Source organism: Enterococcus sp. GPZ-007, assembly GCF_059374735.1.
This window is the reverse complement of record NZ_JCAFYN010000036.1, coordinates 22,464-38,718: the sequence shown is the minus strand read 5'-3', so window position 1 is coordinate 38,718 and position 16,255 is coordinate 22,464. Positions and strand designations below refer to the sequence as shown.

Annotated in this window: 19 protein-coding genes and 1 other RNA gene; 4 read left to right on the top strand and 16 right to left on the bottom strand. The window is 41.5% G+C overall.

Annotated elements, in window-relative coordinates:
• Positions 1 to 316: 316 nt before the first annotated feature.
• Positions 317 to 679 (bottom strand): hypothetical protein, encoded by a 363-nt coding sequence (locus AC4J95_RS16015; RefSeq protein WP_316402855.1) that lies wholly within the window; start codon positions 677 to 679, stop codon positions 317 to 319.
• Between the two features lie 85 nt (positions 680 to 764).
• A complete protein-coding gene (locus tag AC4J95_RS16010) occupies positions 765 to 1,145 on the bottom strand; it encodes a CvfD/Ygs/GSP13 family RNA-binding post-transcriptional regulator (RefSeq protein WP_494550713.1) in 381 nt (126 codons plus the stop codon).
• Positions 1,146 to 1,222: 77 nt separating this feature from the next.
• Between AC4J95_RS16010 and AC4J95_RS16005 the strand changes: the two genes are divergently transcribed.
• On the top strand, positions 1,223 to 2,389 hold the full coding sequence (locus tag AC4J95_RS16005) for a MalY/PatB family protein (protein ID WP_494550712.1): 1,167 nt from the start codon (positions 1,223 to 1,225) through the stop codon (positions 2,387 to 2,389).
• Positions 2,390 to 2,417: 28 nt separating this feature from the next.
• Here AC4J95_RS16005 and AC4J95_RS16000 read toward each other — a convergent pair whose 3' ends face one another.
• Positions 2,418 to 3,041: a peptidylprolyl isomerase gene (locus AC4J95_RS16000; RefSeq protein ID WP_494550711.1), complete on the bottom strand. Its 624-nt coding sequence runs from the start codon at positions 3,039 to 3,041 to the stop codon at positions 2,418 to 2,420.
• 93 nt (positions 3,042 to 3,134) lie between these two features.
• Here AC4J95_RS16000 and AC4J95_RS15995 point away from each other — a divergent pair, with 93 nt between their 5' ends.
• Positions 3,135 to 4,118: an NAD(P)/FAD-dependent oxidoreductase gene (locus AC4J95_RS15995; RefSeq protein ID WP_494550710.1), complete on the top strand. Its 984-nt coding sequence runs from the start codon at positions 3,135 to 3,137 to the stop codon at positions 4,116 to 4,118.
• Between the two features lie 18 nt (positions 4,119 to 4,136).
• Positions 4,137 to 4,646: a phosphatidylglycerophosphatase A family protein gene (locus tag AC4J95_RS15990; RefSeq protein WP_316402848.1), complete on the top strand. Its 510-nt coding sequence runs from the start codon at positions 4,137 to 4,139 to the stop codon at positions 4,644 to 4,646.
• Positions 4,647 to 4,664: 18 nt separating this feature from the next.
• Here AC4J95_RS15990 and AC4J95_RS15985 read toward each other — a convergent pair whose 3' ends face one another.
• From AC4J95_RS15985 to AC4J95_RS15970, 4 genes are read right to left on the bottom strand one after another with little or no spacing between them, the layout of a single operon-like run.
• The gene (locus AC4J95_RS15985; protein WP_494550709.1) at positions 4,665 to 5,300 is read right to left on the bottom strand and encodes a TIGR01906 family membrane protein; all 636 of its coding nucleotides are present in this window, start codon (positions 5,298 to 5,300) and stop codon (positions 4,665 to 4,667) included.
• On the bottom strand, positions 5,290 to 6,060 hold the full coding sequence (locus AC4J95_RS15980) for a TIGR01457 family HAD-type hydrolase (RefSeq protein ID WP_494550708.1): 771 nt from the start codon (positions 6,058 to 6,060) through the stop codon (positions 5,290 to 5,292). Before AC4J95_RS15980 ends, AC4J95_RS15985 begins: the two co-directional genes overlap by 11 nt.
• Positions 6,061 to 6,064: 4 nt before the next feature.
• A complete protein-coding gene (locus AC4J95_RS15975; protein WP_316402845.1) occupies positions 6,065 to 6,685 on the bottom strand; it encodes a YutD family protein in 621 nt (206 codons plus the stop codon).
• 34 nt (positions 6,686 to 6,719) lie between these two features.
• Positions 6,720 to 8,099 carry a bifunctional metallophosphatase/5'-nucleotidase gene (locus tag AC4J95_RS15970; protein ID WP_494550707.1) on the bottom strand — a complete coding sequence of 460 codons (1,380 nt, stop codon included), beginning with the start codon at positions 8,097 to 8,099 and terminating at the stop codon, positions 6,720 to 6,722.
• Positions 8,100 to 8,194: 95 nt separating this feature from the next.
• Here AC4J95_RS15970 and AC4J95_RS15965 point away from each other — a divergent pair, with 95 nt between their 5' ends.
• The gene (locus AC4J95_RS15965) at positions 8,195 to 8,674 is read left to right on the top strand and encodes a methylated-DNA--[protein]-cysteine S-methyltransferase (RefSeq protein WP_494550706.1); all 480 of its coding nucleotides are present in this window, start codon (positions 8,195 to 8,197) and stop codon (positions 8,672 to 8,674) included.
• 61 nt (positions 8,675 to 8,735) lie between these two features.
• Here the strand turns inward: AC4J95_RS15965 and AC4J95_RS15960 are convergent, their stop codons facing one another.
• From AC4J95_RS15960 to nagE, 9 genes are all read right to left on the bottom strand, one after another.
• Positions 8,736 to 9,230, bottom strand: coding sequence for an LURP-one-related/scramblase family protein (locus AC4J95_RS15960; RefSeq protein WP_494550705.1), 495 nt, complete (start codon positions 9,228 to 9,230; stop codon positions 8,736 to 8,738).
• Between the two features lie 165 nt (positions 9,231 to 9,395).
• Positions 9,396 to 10,265 (bottom strand): SPFH domain-containing protein, encoded by an 870-nt coding sequence (locus AC4J95_RS15955; RefSeq protein WP_494550704.1) that lies wholly within the window; start codon positions 10,263 to 10,265, stop codon positions 9,396 to 9,398.
• A gap of 170 nt (positions 10,266 to 10,435) precedes the next feature.
• Positions 10,436 to 10,519, bottom strand: an RNA gene (ffs, locus tag AC4J95_RS15950) — signal recognition particle sRNA small type.
• 26 nt (positions 10,520 to 10,545) lie between these two features.
• Complete coding sequence (gene tadA, locus AC4J95_RS15945; RefSeq protein ID WP_494550703.1) at positions 10,546 to 11,049, bottom strand: tRNA adenosine(34) deaminase TadA; 504 nt, start codon at positions 11,047 to 11,049, stop codon at positions 10,546 to 10,548.
• A 118-nt stretch (positions 11,050 to 11,167) separates the two neighbouring features.
• Complete coding sequence (locus tag AC4J95_RS15940) at positions 11,168 to 11,503, bottom strand: hypothetical protein (protein ID WP_316402839.1); 336 nt, start codon at positions 11,501 to 11,503, stop codon at positions 11,168 to 11,170.
• A 119-nt stretch (positions 11,504 to 11,622) separates the two neighbouring features.
• On the bottom strand, positions 11,623 to 12,333 hold the full coding sequence (locus AC4J95_RS15935) for a zinc metallopeptidase (RefSeq protein WP_316402838.1): 711 nt from the start codon (positions 12,331 to 12,333) through the stop codon (positions 11,623 to 11,625).
• Positions 12,334 to 12,450: 117 nt separating this feature from the next.
• On the bottom strand, positions 12,451 to 12,774 hold the full coding sequence (locus AC4J95_RS15930) for a zinc ribbon domain-containing protein YjdM (protein ID WP_494550702.1): 324 nt from the start codon (positions 12,772 to 12,774) through the stop codon (positions 12,451 to 12,453).
• A 202-nt stretch (positions 12,775 to 12,976) separates the two neighbouring features.
• Positions 12,977 to 14,056 carry a hypothetical protein gene (locus AC4J95_RS15925; protein ID WP_494550701.1) on the bottom strand — a complete coding sequence of 360 codons (1,080 nt, stop codon included), beginning with the start codon at positions 14,054 to 14,056 and terminating at the stop codon, positions 12,977 to 12,979.
• A 238-nt stretch (positions 14,057 to 14,294) separates the two neighbouring features.
• Positions 14,295 to 16,253: an N-acetylglucosamine-specific PTS transporter subunit IIBC gene (nagE, locus tag AC4J95_RS15920; RefSeq protein WP_494550700.1), complete on the bottom strand. Its 1,959-nt coding sequence runs from the start codon at positions 16,251 to 16,253 to the stop codon at positions 14,295 to 14,297.
• Positions 16,254 to 16,255 lie beyond the last annotated feature (2 nt).

Below are 16,255 nucleotides of genomic sequence, written 5' to 3'. Positions count from 1 at the left end.
ATAATTGACTTGCTAGCATATTGCTTGCTATGTTGTTTGCTTCTATAATAATAGAAGCGCCCTACACATTTGGTTTGTTTTATTCGTTCAGTTTTCAAAGGTCTACATTGTTTGTCGCGTTGTTTCAGCAACTTTTATATTTTAACAGGTTACTGAGTGAATGTCAACAACTTTTTTGAAGTTTTTTTAATTTCAAAATTCATTGTTCGGCTTTTACTGTATCAGCAACGTTTATTAATTTACCACTTTATTAATCAGTGGTCAACTATTTTCTTCAAAAAAAAGAAACTTATTTTTATAAGCTTCTTTTTGGTAATTATTCAAATAATGGTACACCTTCAATTTCAATCGTTCCTAGGATTTTTCTAACACTGTCTGGGCTCTCCCAGGCAAATCCCTCGGGTAGCTCTGTAGCTTGTTCACTAGCCATTTCAAACACATACAGCGGCAAACTGGCGCCGTGGGATTGTGTGTTGGTTAACTCGACTAGTCGAATATCATTAACATTAATATGTAGTGTAGCTTTCAAAAAATTCAAAAAACTAGCTAAAACGGTGTTTTCAGCTTTGGTATCAGTGCGGGCAAATTCCTTATCTTTTCCTATCTCATGAACTAAAAAACGCTTCGATCCATCTTCTAAATGCAACATGATTGTTCCTGACACTTGTTTTGTCACAATTTTCACCTCTGCAAAAGCTAATCGTAAATCGCAATCATTGTATCATGTTTTCAGAAAAAAAGATATTCTTTGCATAAAATAGCGACTAATTTTCAACTCGCTCTTTCAATAGAAAGTCAATTGCTTCATCTGTCCAATGCGGCATATTTTTCTCTAAAGAACGAAAACCGATGTTTTTATTGCGATTTGTAAAGTAGCGTTTCCTGTGATAGGGTGCTTCAGCAGAATGCTCTGCTAGTGTCCGTATTGACAAACTGATTTTCTTAGTGAACTCGTCAATGTCGATAACTTGAACTTTCACTGATTGACCAACCTCTAAAAAGCTGTGAATATTTTTTGTATAGCCAGATTGCACTTCCGATATATGGACCAACCCTTGGGTCTGATCATCTAATGAGATGAACGCTCCATATGGCTGAATTCCTGTAACTTGTCCTTCGATAATATCTCCAATTTTATATCCCATTCATTTCCCTCTCTTCGCATGTTTCATTATACTGTATTTAGAAATAAAATTGAAGTTAGCAAACAGGAGGAGGAGAAATGACAAATTTTGAACAACCAATCGATCGTCTGGGTTCTGATAGTATCAAATGGGATACTATTCTCAAGACGTATAAAGAAGAGAATTTATTGCCGCTCTGGATTGCCGACATGGATTTCAAAGCACCAGCTGGTGTTTTACAGGCTTACCAAAAATTATTGACTCACGGAATCCTAGGCTATGCAGAAACACCTGAACAGCTTTACACTGCAATCATCAATTGGGAGCAGGAACGCTTCCACCTTGCCTTAGAAAAAGAAGATATTCTTTTCTTCTCGGGCGTTTTAGCTGGAATCACTACGGCCATCCAAGCATTTACTAAACCAAATGACACAATTTTGATTCACGACCCAGTCTACCCTCCTTTCGCGAATATCATCACGACGAATAAGCGGCAGTTGGTTCGCAGCCAATTGATCGAGGAAGATGGCCGCTTTGTGATGGACTTTGCTGATATGGAAGAAAAATTCAAACAGCATCAGGTAAAAGTCATGATCTTGTGTAATCCTCATAATCCTGGAGGCCGAGTATGGTCGAAAGGGGAGTTGCATCAACTGGGAGAACTTTGCAGAAAGTATCGAGTACTAGTGTTGAGCGATGAAATTCATCAGGACTTGGTTTTTGCACCTAATAAAATGACTTCCTTCTTTAATGCAGGAGAAAATTTCAGTGACTTCAGCTTACAATTTACTTCAATGACTAAGACCTTCAATCTAGCGGGAATCAAAAATTCGGTAGTTTTTGTAAAAAATGAAAAACTGCGTAAACAATTAACTCGTAAACAAGAGGAAAACTTCCAACAGGAAATTAATACCTTTGGTTTAGTTGGCATGGAGGCAGCTTACGAAACAGGTAAGGATTGGCTGACTAAGCTATTGCCCTATATTCAATCAAATATAGCCTATACGATTAAATTTTTCCAAGAGCATTTACCTAAAGTATCAGTCATGAAACCAGAGGGAACTTACCTATTGTGGTTGGATTTTTCGGAGTATGGAATTTCTGATGAGGACTTGGAAGAACGATTGGTTCATAAAGGAAAAGTTGTTTTGAATGCGGGCGTCAGCTATGGACCTAGCGGAAAGCAGCACATGCGTTTGAATGTCGCTTGCCCGCAGGTCGTCCTTAAAGAGGGGCTGGAACGAATTGTTACTGCCTTAAGTTAAAAAAAATACGGCCGCTTGGCCGTATTTTTTATTCAGTAATTTCAATTGATTCAATCACGACATCGTGAACAGGTTTGTCTTGAGCACCACGTTTAACGGCCCCGATTTCATCAACTACATCCATACCTTCAGTCACATGCCCAAAAACGGTATGACGGAAGTCTAACCAAGGCGTTCCACCTTGTTTGTAGGTTTCAATGATTTCACCAGGAAATCCTGCTTCTTCTAACTGCGCCATCATATTAGCAGGTACATTTTGACTATTTACGATAAAGAATTGACTGCCGTTTGAGTTTGGACCTGCATTCGCCATAGATAATGCACCACGCAGGTTGAACAAGTTGCGTGAAAATTCATCCTCGAATTTTTCGCCATAAATACTTTCGCCGCCCATGCCCGTTCCGGTTGGGTCGCCGCCTTGGATCATGAAGTCAGGAATGACACGGTGGAAGATCACGCCATCGTAATAACCTTTCTTTGCTAATTCAACAAAGTTCTTCACTGTCTTTGGTGCTTCTTCAGGGAATAATTGTACGGTAATGTCCCCCATATTCGTTTTAATCGTCGCTTTTGGACCTTTTTCTTCTGCTAAGTTTAATTGTGGAAATTGAGTCACTATAATGTCCTCCTTTATTTTTTCTGTGTCTATCATAACAAACTTTTCTCGTTTTGCCACCTCTTCAAGCCAAGCGTTTCTTTCTCTTTCATTTATTTGTTACAATCGATGGGAAGAAAGGGTGTTGATATGGAAATTTTTGATATAACGATCGTAGGTGCAGGACCAGTGGGCATGTTCGCGGCATTCTATGCAGGGATACGCCAAGCTAAAACAAAGCTGATCGACAGCTTGCCGCAGTTGGGCGGGCAGTTGACGACACTTTATCCTGAGAAAAATATTTATGATATTCCCGGCTTTCCGATCGTAAAAGCAGCAGATCTGGTGGGCAACTTAGAAAAACAATTACGAACTTTTTCCCACACCTATTGTTTGGACGAAGAAGTTTTGGAGATAAAACAGCATGAAGACTATCTCGAGTTGGTAACCAGCAAGGATAGCCATTACACTAGAGCGATCGTACTCGCTATCGGTAATGGTTCTTTCCAGCCAAGACGCTTGATGATCGAGGGCTCGGACAAATTTGAAAACCACGGAATTGATTACTACATCAATGATCTGATGAAATACGCTGGAAAGAAAGTCGCCATCGCGGGAGGCGGTGACTCCGCAATTGACTGGGCCTTAATGCTGGAGCCGATCGCTGCTGAAGTGTCGATCATCCATCGCCGTGATAATTTCCGCGGACATGAACACAGTGTCCAAAAATTAAAAGAGTCTTCAGTCAATATTTACACGCCGTATATCCTAAAAGAACTTCACGGTGAACGAGAATTGGAAGATCTAACTTTACAAAAGGCGAAAAGTGATGAGACAATTACATTGAACGTGGATTACTTGATCGTCAACTACGGCTTCTCTTCTTCTCTGGATCACCTAAGGTCATGGGGGTTAGAAAGTACACGACAAGCAATCCTTGTTGAATCCGACATGCGCACGTCGATTCCTGGTGTCTACGCCTGCGGGGATATCGCTACATATGATGGCAAGGTGAAATTGATCGCAACCGGTATGGGCGAAGCCCCCACCGCTGTCAATAACGCGCTTCATTATGTAAATCCTAAAAATCGCACACAGCCCGGACACAGCACAAGCTTATTTCCACAAATCTAGATTTAACGGAGGGACGATATGGTATTTGAAACTACTGCTCTTGAACAAAAAGCCCGCGAGTTATTAGAAGAACGCGGCGTTACTATCAGAGACATTGCAGACTTGGTCTTCTTTTTACAAAAAGATTATATCGAAAAATTAGACATCGAATTATGCATCCAAAGTGTGAATCGTGTTTTAACCAAACGCGAGGTCCATAACGCTATTATCACCGGTATCGAGCTGGACAAGTTAGCAGAACAAAAGAAGCTGGACTATCCACTACAAAATATTTTAGAAGAAGATGAAGGGTTATACGGTATTGATGAAATCATGGCCCTTAGCATAGTCAATGTCTATGGGTCTATCGGTTTTACCAACTACGGCTACATCGATAAAGTAAAACCTGGAATCTTAAAGAAACTCAACGAGCACGATGGTGTGCATGTCCATACATTCCTAGATGACCTTGTTGGCGCGATCGCAGCGTCCGCTGCTAGTCGTTTGGCCCATGAACATCCGCGAAAATTGGACTCGATCGTCAAATAAGAGCATTAAAAAAAGAGCCTAGTGCTCTTTTTTTAATGCTCTTCTGCCGAAGTAGATCGGTAAGAGATAAAAAATCTCTAGCAATACGAAAAATAAAATAAAGCAATGCAAGAAAAATGTCTCTGGCAAAACATTAATGATCGGATCGGTCGCCGGATTAAAGATCCAAGCGTCATTATTAAAAAAGACGCCATGGAACATAACGAAGAAGCGATCAAAATTCACTGCCATCAAAAAGGCGATCACGATCGGAACAACAACTGCGATCCGAAATGGTTGAATCAGCTTCCACAGAGACATCTGTTTAATTAAATGGCGCAAATAGAAAATGCTTGGAACGATCGTTGTTAATAATAAGCCATAATTTAGCAGGAACAGCTTTTTCACTTCGTAAAAATGCAGGGCCCCACTAGATGAAACGGGAAAATCCGTCATTTTAAGCGTTTCTACCCACGGAAGATTCAAATAGCGCATCAATTGATCAAAGTTATGCAGCAATTCCTTTTCGGAAATTGTCGTATAGTCCAGCAAATTCAAATGACCGATATCAAACTGATACAGCCAGCGGGCATTGATCGTCAATGTGATCGCCAGTGTCAGCAAAGTCACCAGCAAACATAGTAATCCGATACGTTCCAGCCACTTATTCTTCATCGAAACGCCATTCATCTAACGAGTCCACTATATAAGTTGGCGGTACTGGCAAAGTCGGTACATCTGATTTCTGGGTAAAGCCAGACAGAACTAAGAGCGAATCAATCCCATTATTGATTCCCGCCAAGATGTCAGTCGTGTAATTATCGCCCACCATCAAAACATCCGCTTTTTCCATGTCTAAAATTTCTACCGCTTTATCCATGATGATTGCTTCGGGTTTGCCAATGTAAATCGCCTCTTGCTGAGTAGAGGCTTCTAACATCGCAATCACTGATCCAGCACCAGGTAATAACCCACGCTCAGTTGGAATATTTTTATCTGGATTTGTCCCGATGAAGGTCGCACCTTTTTGAATCGCCAATGTGGCGACAACGAATTTTTCATAAGTAACTTCAGTGTCTAAGCCGACTACTACATAATCGGGATTTTCTTCTTCCCAAACGTAACCGGCAGCTAGAATTGGATCAATTAAACCAGGTTCACCGATCACATACACTTTCTTCCCTTTGCTTGCGTCATTCATATAATCAATGGTCGCAAGTGTGGCCGTATAGACTGTCTCCGGTTCAACATGGATCGAGAATTCATTGGCTAATCGATTTGCTACTGTCTCTGGTGTTTTGGTCGTGTTGTTGGTCAAAAATAAAAATGGAATCTGGCGTGCTTGCAATTGCTCCACAAAGCGGCGGCCAGCAGGGATCGGTTCGCTTCCGCGATAGATCGTTCCATCTAAGTCAATCAAATATCCTTTGTACATCCTATTACTCTTCCCTTTGACGAATCACGAAGCGTTCGTCTTTTTCTTTCGTCTTTGTTGGTGTTTCTTTTTTCGGTTGACGATTTTTGATGATTGGTTTCTTCTTTGGTTTATCCGTTACTGGAGCTTTCTTCTCTTCGACAAAAGCTTGCGGCTTGTCTTTACGTTTGCGTTTACGTTTTTTACGTGTCTGTTGACGTTTGCCGCCTGTTCGCTCCAACACAAAATAAGCGCACCCGAAATTGCAGTACTCGTACAAATAATCTTCTAAAGTATCAATTCGCTGCTCAGGCAAACTTTTCCGATCATCTTCCCGGAAAAAGCCTTTCAATCGCAACTGGTCATAGCCCCAGTCACCAACAATATAATCATAGCGTGTCAAGACCTCACTAAAGCGTTCACCTAAACGTTCGGCATCAAAGCCTTCACGATAATTTCTAACTAAGCGGTATTGGCGTTCGCCAATCAAAAGATTACTATCGTCCACAAATACGACGGTTTCACCTTTTTTCTTTTCTTCAGCGGGTGTCTCAACGATTTCATCTAAGACCTCAGCCAATTCATCTGTGACTGTTTTTTCTGGATTGTTTTTCTGTTCTTTTTTGTCTCTTTTTTCTTTTGCCATCGTTTCACCACCTGTTTGCTATTATACCTTGTTTTTATTTGATTGGATAGTGAGTGTGGAGATAGTCGCCCAAAACGCTGCGAATGAAATCCGGGAATAGAAATTCATAGCGGCCTGCGATCTCGATCGTTGGGAAGAACGGTACAAACATAAAATGATCTACCGTTGCAATCGTGTAATCCAACTCAGGGTCAACCAATTCACCGAGCCAGCGGACTTGATGATTTACTGGATCGTATTCGATCCCATCATAAACCAAATGACCGAAAATTTTGCCGCGAAAGCCCATCCCCATTACCGGAAAATTGATCAGAAAATGACGATTCTTCTCCATCTCAAGAATCAACCGAATCAAATTTTCTCCATCCAGTGTTACTTTGATCAAGTGCATCGGATGCGGCAAAGCTGTGTGAAGCTGATCTTGATTGACAATCCCAGCGGGTACGTCCGTCAAAAATAAGCCAGAATTTAAAACGGCTGCGTCAGTCCCCGCCGCTTCTTTTACCGCCGCCAGCGTATAGTTAATCATCGGATGGTCCGCTTGCAGATCAGTACTCATACTAAATGGAACATCTGCGACTGTTTTATCCGCTAATAAACGATGACCTTCTGCTAGATACCCATCAATTTCTTCTTGATCTTCTGGCAGCTCCAGCATTTTTTCTGTAGGAAAGGTCCTAGCGGAGGTTTTCTGTATGCGATGGTCTTCATCAACCGTCACGTGCACTTCACCGACATAATAGCCATACTTTCCTGCCGCAGCTAATTGCACACCATTGATTTTTTCACCGGTTTCAAATAAATGATGAGTATGTGAGCCAAGAACCACATCAATCTCTGGTAAATCACGTGCGATTTGCCGATCAACACTTATTCCAAGATGACTCATTAATACCAAAACATCAACGTTCGGGCGAAGCTCTGCCACCAGCTCCGGTAAAATATCCATTACTTTACGAATATCCCAACCATTCGGATTATATGTCAACGGAAAAGGAGCTGTGAATGCCAACAAGCCGACCTTCGTCCCTTGCTCCGTTGTAATAACCTTAGATTGCTGCGCCCATTCCGGCGGCTGCAGTGTCTGTTTGTCAAAGAGATTATCTAGTATGATGTCAAAATTCGCCTGATCATACAGATGATTCAATTCGTTTTTAGAACTCCCAACCCCTTCATTATTTCCGATAGTCGCTGCATCATAATGAATTTGATTCATTAGTTGCACATTGGCTTGTCCATGGGTCGCCTCAGTCAATGGATGCCAGCGATCAACGAAATCACCAAGATCGACAGTGATAACTTGTTTGTCAATCGTTTCTTCCTGCTTGCGAGTCAATAGAAAACGACGAAGCTTCGGCCAATTTTCTAAATGGGAGTGAAGATCATTGGTATGTAAAAGAATAATTTTTTCCATTATTCTACCTCTTTTCAACTCTTATTGTTCCATCTATAGTAACATATAGCTCAAGAAGGCTGAACGAACTCGTTCGCTAAAAAGCAGGTGAAAAGATGAAATTTGAATCGATACTTGGATCGATTTGGCTCGATGCCAATCAAGATGCTTTAGTTGGCATCTCATATACTCCAATTGAAGAAAATCCTTTAGCTAATCAAGAAATTCTGAAGACTGCCAAGAAACAACTCTTAGAATTTTTAGCCGAAGAACGGAAAAATTTCGAGGTTCCTTATGTTTTTGATTTGGGAACAGATTTTCAGAAGGGAGTCTGGCAGGCCTTAACAGAAATTCCTTATGGCGAGACTTGCAGTTATCTGGATGTCGCTAAAAAAATTCAAAACCCCAAAGCCGTTCGCGCGATCGGTCAAGCGAATCGCAACAATCCGTTACCGATCCTCGTTCCGTGCCACCGAGTGATTGGAAAAAATGGCAAGCTCGTCGGTTATTCCGGCTCCAGTCAAGAAGGTCTGAAAATCAAAGAACAATTACTCGTGATCGAGAATCCGGCGCTGCAAGAGATCACCCTTTTCTAACACAACTAACTCATAGTACAAAAACACCGTTGCTGAACGAAAAGTCCAGCAACGGTGTTTTTTAACTTGATGATGAAGAGGCTGCCGCCTCGTCTTCTTTGACACAGTCAATTGCGATTACTAGCGAGACAATCAATTCTTCTAATGCGTCATTCAAAATTGTAATCTCATACGTATCGCCCCAAGATATCCAGCGCTTATTGATTTCAGCAACTTTTCGACCCTTTTGCGATACTTCAAAATCCATATCCCACCAGTTCCCATCAACGCTCAAGTCTTCGGCTTCAATCGAGTACTTCGCCTTTAAGAAGCTCAAATGTTTTGAAATTTCGATTTGATCCTTACCATCTATCTCAACAAAGAACTTTGGCAAAAGACTGATCGTTTTCTTAGTGATCTTGCTGACTTCTCGTCCTTGTTCATTTTCAACACTAAAAGTCTTGGGAATCTTCATAAAGCTGCCTTTGACCGAATATCTCAGACGTTGATCCTCATCCACTACAGTAAATTTTTCACCAATACTAAAAACCTTTTGCTTAATATATAACTTTTTCATTCGCCTTCCTCCTTATTCGTTTTAAAGTAATAATTTTTCCAAGAGAAAAATTAGTTTGATTCGAATGCCGTATATCATTCAACTAAAGTGCTCAATCGGAAACTTAACCATTCTAGCTAAATACTTATCTGACCAAGTATCCTGCGAAAAGTTGAGCTGACACCCTTATTTTTCTGATAAATCACCTGTATTTATAACTGGCTGTGTCCCTTTATCCGTGATGATCGAAACAAGCAGATTGTTGATCAATTGAACTTTCCGGTCGTCTGTAAAATGAATGTCCTGACCATTTTCGATTTGCTCCAACGCCATTTGGGTCATTGTCACCGCACCTTCCACGATCGTTTGACGCGCAGACAAGATTGCTTTAGCCTGTTGTCGTTGTAACATTGCATTCGCAATTTCGGTTGCATAAGCTAAGTGATTTAGCCTAGTCTCAATGACTTCAACCCCAGCCATCGCCAAACGCTCCTGTAATTCTTTAGCCAGCTCTTCCGATACCTCGGTCGTATTCCCCCGCAACGTTAAATCATCATCATTAAAGGTGTCATAAGGATATTGAGTCGCGATGTGACGAATAGCTGTCTCACTCTGAATCTCCACGAAATCTAAGTAATAATCCACATCGAACAACGCTTTAGCGGTATCAACAACCTTGAAAACAACGACTGCTGAAATTTCGACAGGATTTCCATCAGAGTCATTGACTTTTAAAAGCGAGCTGTTGAAATTCCGGACTTTCAATGACACAGGGATTTTTCTGGTCAACGGAGTTGTAATGAACAGACCATTATCTTTGATTGTCCCAAGATACTTTCCAAAGAATAAAACGGCTTTCGCTCTATTCGGTCCAACAATCGTTAATGAACTTAAGAATAAGGCCGCAATGATCCACAAGATAACTCCCAAAAAAATCCAACCGAAGCTTTCTTTAGTACTTCCAGTAAACACGGACCAAAAACCAATTACAAAAATCACGATCAATCCAACTAAACCTAAATAGCCATTAATATGAAATGCTTTTTTCTCTCTCATCGCTACACCCCCAAAATTTAATAGCTTAAGTTTACGCTTATTTTGAAAGAGCTTCAATTAATTTCCACTAAATATAACTAGCTATGAAAAAAGCAGGTAGTCGCGATTCCGCTCCCATACCTGCTTTAGACAAAAGAAAAAGCAAGCTCGCAAGCTTGCTGTAAAATCATTTATATCAGACACATGCCGGATCCTACTTAGTGCTGCTTCCTTCCAGACCTGACACAATTCACAGGCCCGGCATTGTCCTGCCTTTCGGCAAAAAACAGTATAACAAACTCTAGTCGTTTTGGCTAGTCTTTTTTTTACGTGCTCGAATCGCTCTAAAAAAATTGGTCAATAGCATCCCGCACTCTGCTTCTAGAATGCCGCCCTCAACATACACGCGATGGTTAAAACGTTCATCTGTCAATAAGTTCATCAACGTACCAGCTGTTCCGCCTTTAGGATCATAGGCTCCAAAATAGACTTCTTCCACCCGCGACAAGATCATACCGCCGCTGCACATGGGACAAGGCTCCAGCGTAACGAACAACTGGCAATCTTCCAAACGCCAGCTATTCAAATGACTGCAGGCTTCTCTAATCGCGAACATTTCCGCGTGACTCGTCGCATCCTGGCTGTGCTCGCGCAAATTATGCCCTCGCCCAATAATTTCACCATGGTAGACCACAATTGCACCAATCGGAACCTCGGCGATTTCTTCCGCCTTTTTCGCTTCCTTAATTGCTTCCTGCATAAAAAAGATTTTTTCTTCCTCTGTTACCCGACTCTCACGTTCCATTTTTTTCCTCACTCTTTTTCAATAAGTAATCAACTTACTTTAGCATAACTCACAGTCAACTCGGAATAAAAAAAGGTTTTTTATCAAAAAAAGATGCACCATCGCTGGCACACCTTCTCTACATTACTTTGTCTACAAAATCCATCAATCGGTCTTTTAAATCTTCGGTCGTATCTTTGATGGACTCACCATAGACCGATACTCGCTTTTTTCCAGTCTTGATCTTGTCTAAAATACTCATGATGTTATCTAAATCTTCATCTGAAAGTTTATCAACGATCGCTAGCAGTGTTTCACTGCCGTCAAACTTAGCATTAACAAAACGCTTTACTTTGCATCGATTTGAAACATGGCGAGCTTTTTCAATCAGCTTCCCAGAAGCGATTACAGCTGTAGCAGTACTGGCTGCAACAACGACGCCTACTCCGATTTTGATTTTGGTCGATTTTTTCATGGTATCAGCTCCTTTATTTTATGATACCACACTCTTAAAAATATCAGTAATAAGAACTACCAAGGAATGAAAGCGCAAACTTAAAATAGCAAAATAAAGAACCGACGATTTGTCGGTTCTTAGTCGCGGCTTCGATTGCCAAAAAGCAAGACCAGCCGTAATAATTGTAGGAATGTCGCTAATGCTGCTGCCACATAAGTCAACGCAGCCGCAAATAGCACTTTTCGAGCCGCCGCCAGTTCATCTTCTGCCAGCATATCCCCATCACGTAAAATACTCAACGCACGCCTTGAAGCATCGAATTCCACCGGCAATGTCACCAACTGAAAAACTAAAGCCAATGAAAAGGCCAAGATTCCGATGTTGATCAATGTCTGATTCCAGCTCATAAAGACGCCTAGCATGATCAATGGAAAAGAAAGTGTCGATCCGATGTTTGCTACTGGTACGATCGCCGCCCGTAATTTCAACGGAATATAGTGCTTCGCATCTTGGACCGCATGACCGCATTCATGTGCCGCCACACCAATGGCAGCTACCGACGTAGACTGTGCAGTTGACTCAGATAAGCTCAGCATTTTATTGCCGCTATTATAATTATCGGTCAGATCTCCGGCAATTTGCTGAACACCGACATCATTGATGCCCTGACTGCGTAAAATATATTCAGCCGCTTGAGTTCCTGTGACACCCTTGCTGCTGCGAAACTCATCATACTTGCGAAAAGTTGAATTGACATAGGCAGAAGCAAGACCAGAGATAACTAGCCCGGCAATGACTAATAGAAACGTGGGATCTAGAAAATTATAAAATGATCCATACCCATACATATACATTCTCCTCTAATCAAAGATAATTTTACTGTTTATGATAAACAGTTTCCTAATCTTAGTTTAGCATGAAAGCCGTGAATTTTTTATGAAAACAACTCTAAGAATCTCTCTAGCTTATAACTTCTTAACAAATTCTGACTTCAATTTCATTGGACCGAAGCCATCGACTTTACAATCAATATTGTGATCGCCTTCGACTAGGCGAATATTCTTGACCTTGGTTCCTTGCTTGATGGCACCCGAAGCACCTTTGACTTTCAAATCTTTAATGACCGTCACACTGTCACCGTCTTGTAACTGATTGCCGTTACTATCTTTGACAACCAATCCTTCTTCAACGGCATCACTCTCCGACCACTCATGTCCGCACTCTGGACATACAAATAGACCGCGATCCTCATACGTATACTCTGACTGACACATTGGACAATTAGGCATAATCTTCCTCCAGTAAATTTATTTTCTAAATATTTAGTTTAGCGGAAACCCTATGACTTGAAAAGCTTTTCTTAAAAAAAGACAGCTTTTGGAGGTATGCTATCAGTCATTGACTCGTAGAAATTCAGGTACCCACTGAACAATTTCATAAACTAAATAAATCTTACGAGCTGGTTCCTGCTATCTGGAGGTAAAATCGCTGCTATTTCTTTTTCTTATGCCTATTTTTTCTTTTCCCAAGTGCTCTGTCCACACGTCTCTTCGTTTCCTTTTCGTTTCTTTTCTTCTCGACTTTTCCCACACTTTTGCCAGAGTCTTTATTAGTAGTATCGTTTTTTTGCGTTGTAGCTGATTTTGCATCGGTTCTCTTTTTCTTAGGAGCGTCATCCGGTGATCGCTTGCTCGGTTCATTGGAATTTTTCGGCGGAATGTCTTCTTTTGGTGGTGCAGCATTCGGACTGTTTTTCTTCGACACTGTGTTCTTAATATTCGTAGCTTCGTCCCACTCTTTATCTGACATCCGATCAACCAGCGGTGTAGAAACGTCTTCATTTTTATTAGATGGCACAGGTTGTTTTTGAACTTTCTCTGGTTGTGGTGCTTGCGCAGCCGCAATGACTGTTTCTTTTTCGTCAGCAGTCTTTTGAGGTTTTTGACGTGAATTGTTAGAAGTAGCAATGAACGTTCCTTGTGTTTTGTAGCTCACGTAAGTCGCAAATTTTTGCCCGCCTTCCACTTTAAAGATACTCAAGGTGGTCAAAATGTTTAGAATATTGATAGTCAGCTCTTCATCGATCGTTGAGTCTGTTTCGCGAATCGTCAATTTGTGTTTTTTGCCGTCTTCACCTTCAAAGATCGCTTCGACACGATAAACAAGACCCTCGATCCGATTATCGAGTGTCCCTTCCTGCTCTAAAAAGCCCTTATAGATGCGTGCTTCGATCGTTTGCGCTAGAAAATGTGAACGACTGCCGTACAACCTTTTTATCAAGGTTTCCCACTCATCAGCCGAAAAATATTCTTGGAAGTAGGGCAGGTACTGGCACATGGTGTTGGTTTTTTCTGCTGACAGATAGACTTCTCTGATCAAATCCATGATCAAATCAGGAAATGCCTTCATACAGAAAAAATTCCGCACAAGGATTGCCACTCCGTATTCGATCAACGAATCAACATCCTGAGTCCGAGTGAAGTAAGCCCTTACACGCTTGCTTAAATTTTCGACCTTCATTAAGAACAGCTGCCTCTCAGCTAGCTTCGCAATACCAACGCCAACACCCATGATCCAAAACTCCCGTCTATATTTTTATATTGTAACCGTTCTCGTACTTTATACTCACATAATATAACTACTCAGGATATTTGTAAATAGAAATGAAAATATAATTTCATTTTTTTACCAAGAAGAAACTATGAATTATAAACGTTTTTTCGATTACCCAAATTATTTAACAAAAGAAAATCAAATGAATAAATAACAAAAAAACGAGCATGCTGATAACAACACACTCGTTCGTTTCTTATAAACTTGTCAATTCACCAATCACTTCATTTACCTGAACCTCTTTTGTTTCAGCTAAATCAGAACTCTTCACTTTGTCCATATTTGTTAATGCAACAATAATATCTGTTTTCTTACCCGCTTTACGAATCGCATCCAAATCAACTTTGGCAATCATTTGCCCGCGACCGACATGCTGACCGGCTTTGACGTAAAGCTCAAACGGTTCTCCCCCAAGATCGACAGTGTCTAAGCCCATATGCAATAGTACTTCTACCCCTGATGGAGTTGTGATACCTACAGCATGTTTCGTTGGAAAGACATTAGAGATTGTACCCGCTACTGGAGAGAAAATCTCGCCAGATGTCGGAATAACCGCATAGCCGTCACCCATCATTTTTTCTGAGAAGACATCGTCTGAAACCTCAGTGATCGGAACTAAACGACCATTAGCCACTGCAAACATCGCTTGTGTTTTCGGCGCCTCTTCAACAATGGCTTGTTCAGTCACAGCGTGAGTCGCCCCGCCGCCACCATGTAATCGATTCATTTCATCTGCTACAAATTGGACTTCGGTTCCTACGATGACCTGAATGTTTTTATCATCAATTACCTTCAGTCCTGGTACGCCAGTGGCTTTGATCTGACTCTGATTGACTGTGCTTGTATCCTTCAATTGCAGACGCAAACGAGTCGTACAATTGTCGATTGATAGTACATTGGCTGGTCCGCCTAATGCTTCGTAAATCTTCTGAGCCATCACCACATGTTTGCTGTCGCCAGTTATGCTGATATCCGGCATTTCTTCTCCATCATCTTCTTCACGTCCCGGAGTCATCAAGTTGAATTTGACAATCACAAAGCGGAAGGTCGCATAATAAACAACTGCCATTACTAAACCTAAGAGAATCAGCATAAACGGTTGATTCGCTATCGGTACGCGTAAACTTAAGAAGAAGTCGATAAAACCGGCACTAAAGTTGAAGCCAGCCGTCCATTTGAAGGTCGCTGCGATGAACATTGAAATACCAGTCAAGCAAGCATGGACCACATACAACGGCCAAGCCACGAACATGAATGAAAATTCAAGCGGCTCCGTTACTCCAGTAAAGAATGAAGCAAAAGCAGCGGCAACCATCAGTGAAGCAGTTACTTTTTTCTTTTCAGGACGAGCACATTGATAGATTGCTAGTGCCCCTGCAGGTAAGCCAAACATCATTACTGGGAAGAATCCCGCTTGATAGCGTCCAGTGATCCCGCGAATCCCTTCGCTCGCCCAGAATTTACCGATATCATCAATTCCTGCCAAGTTGAACCAAAATACATTGTTCAATGCATGGTGCAAGCCTGTTGGAATCAATAAACGATTGAAGAACCCGTATAAACCAGCTCCTAGTGGTCCCATGCCAGAAATTGCTTCCCCGAATGTTACTAATCCGTTATAAACCGGCGGCCAAACGAAGATCAAGCCAGCTGAGATTGCTGCCATAAGACCAGCCGTTACGATTGGGACCAATCGTTTTCCACTGAAGAAGGAGAGCGCCATCGGAAGTTTAACTCCACTGAAACGATTGTACATCGCTGCTGCCACCAAACCTGCTAAAATTCCAATGAAGACATTTTTAAAGTTGATTGCACCGAACGCAATGTTCACATCTTCTACTGCGACTTTAGTGAACATCGCCACTGCGTCACTATTGACTAAGGTCATTGGTGTCAAGAAAGCCACTAAACCTGACAAAGCTGCTGCCCCATCTTTATCTTTAGACATCCCAAGTGCCAAACCAACCGCAAACAATACCCCTAAATTATCTAAAATCGTTCCGCCGGCTTTAATTAAAAAGGCTGCCAGCAAGTTGTTTCCGCCCCAACCGCTAGGGTCGATCCAATAACCAATTCCCATAAATAGCGCTGCTACTGGCAAAGTCGCAACTGGTAACATCAACGAACGCCCCATACGCTGCATATATGCTTTCATAA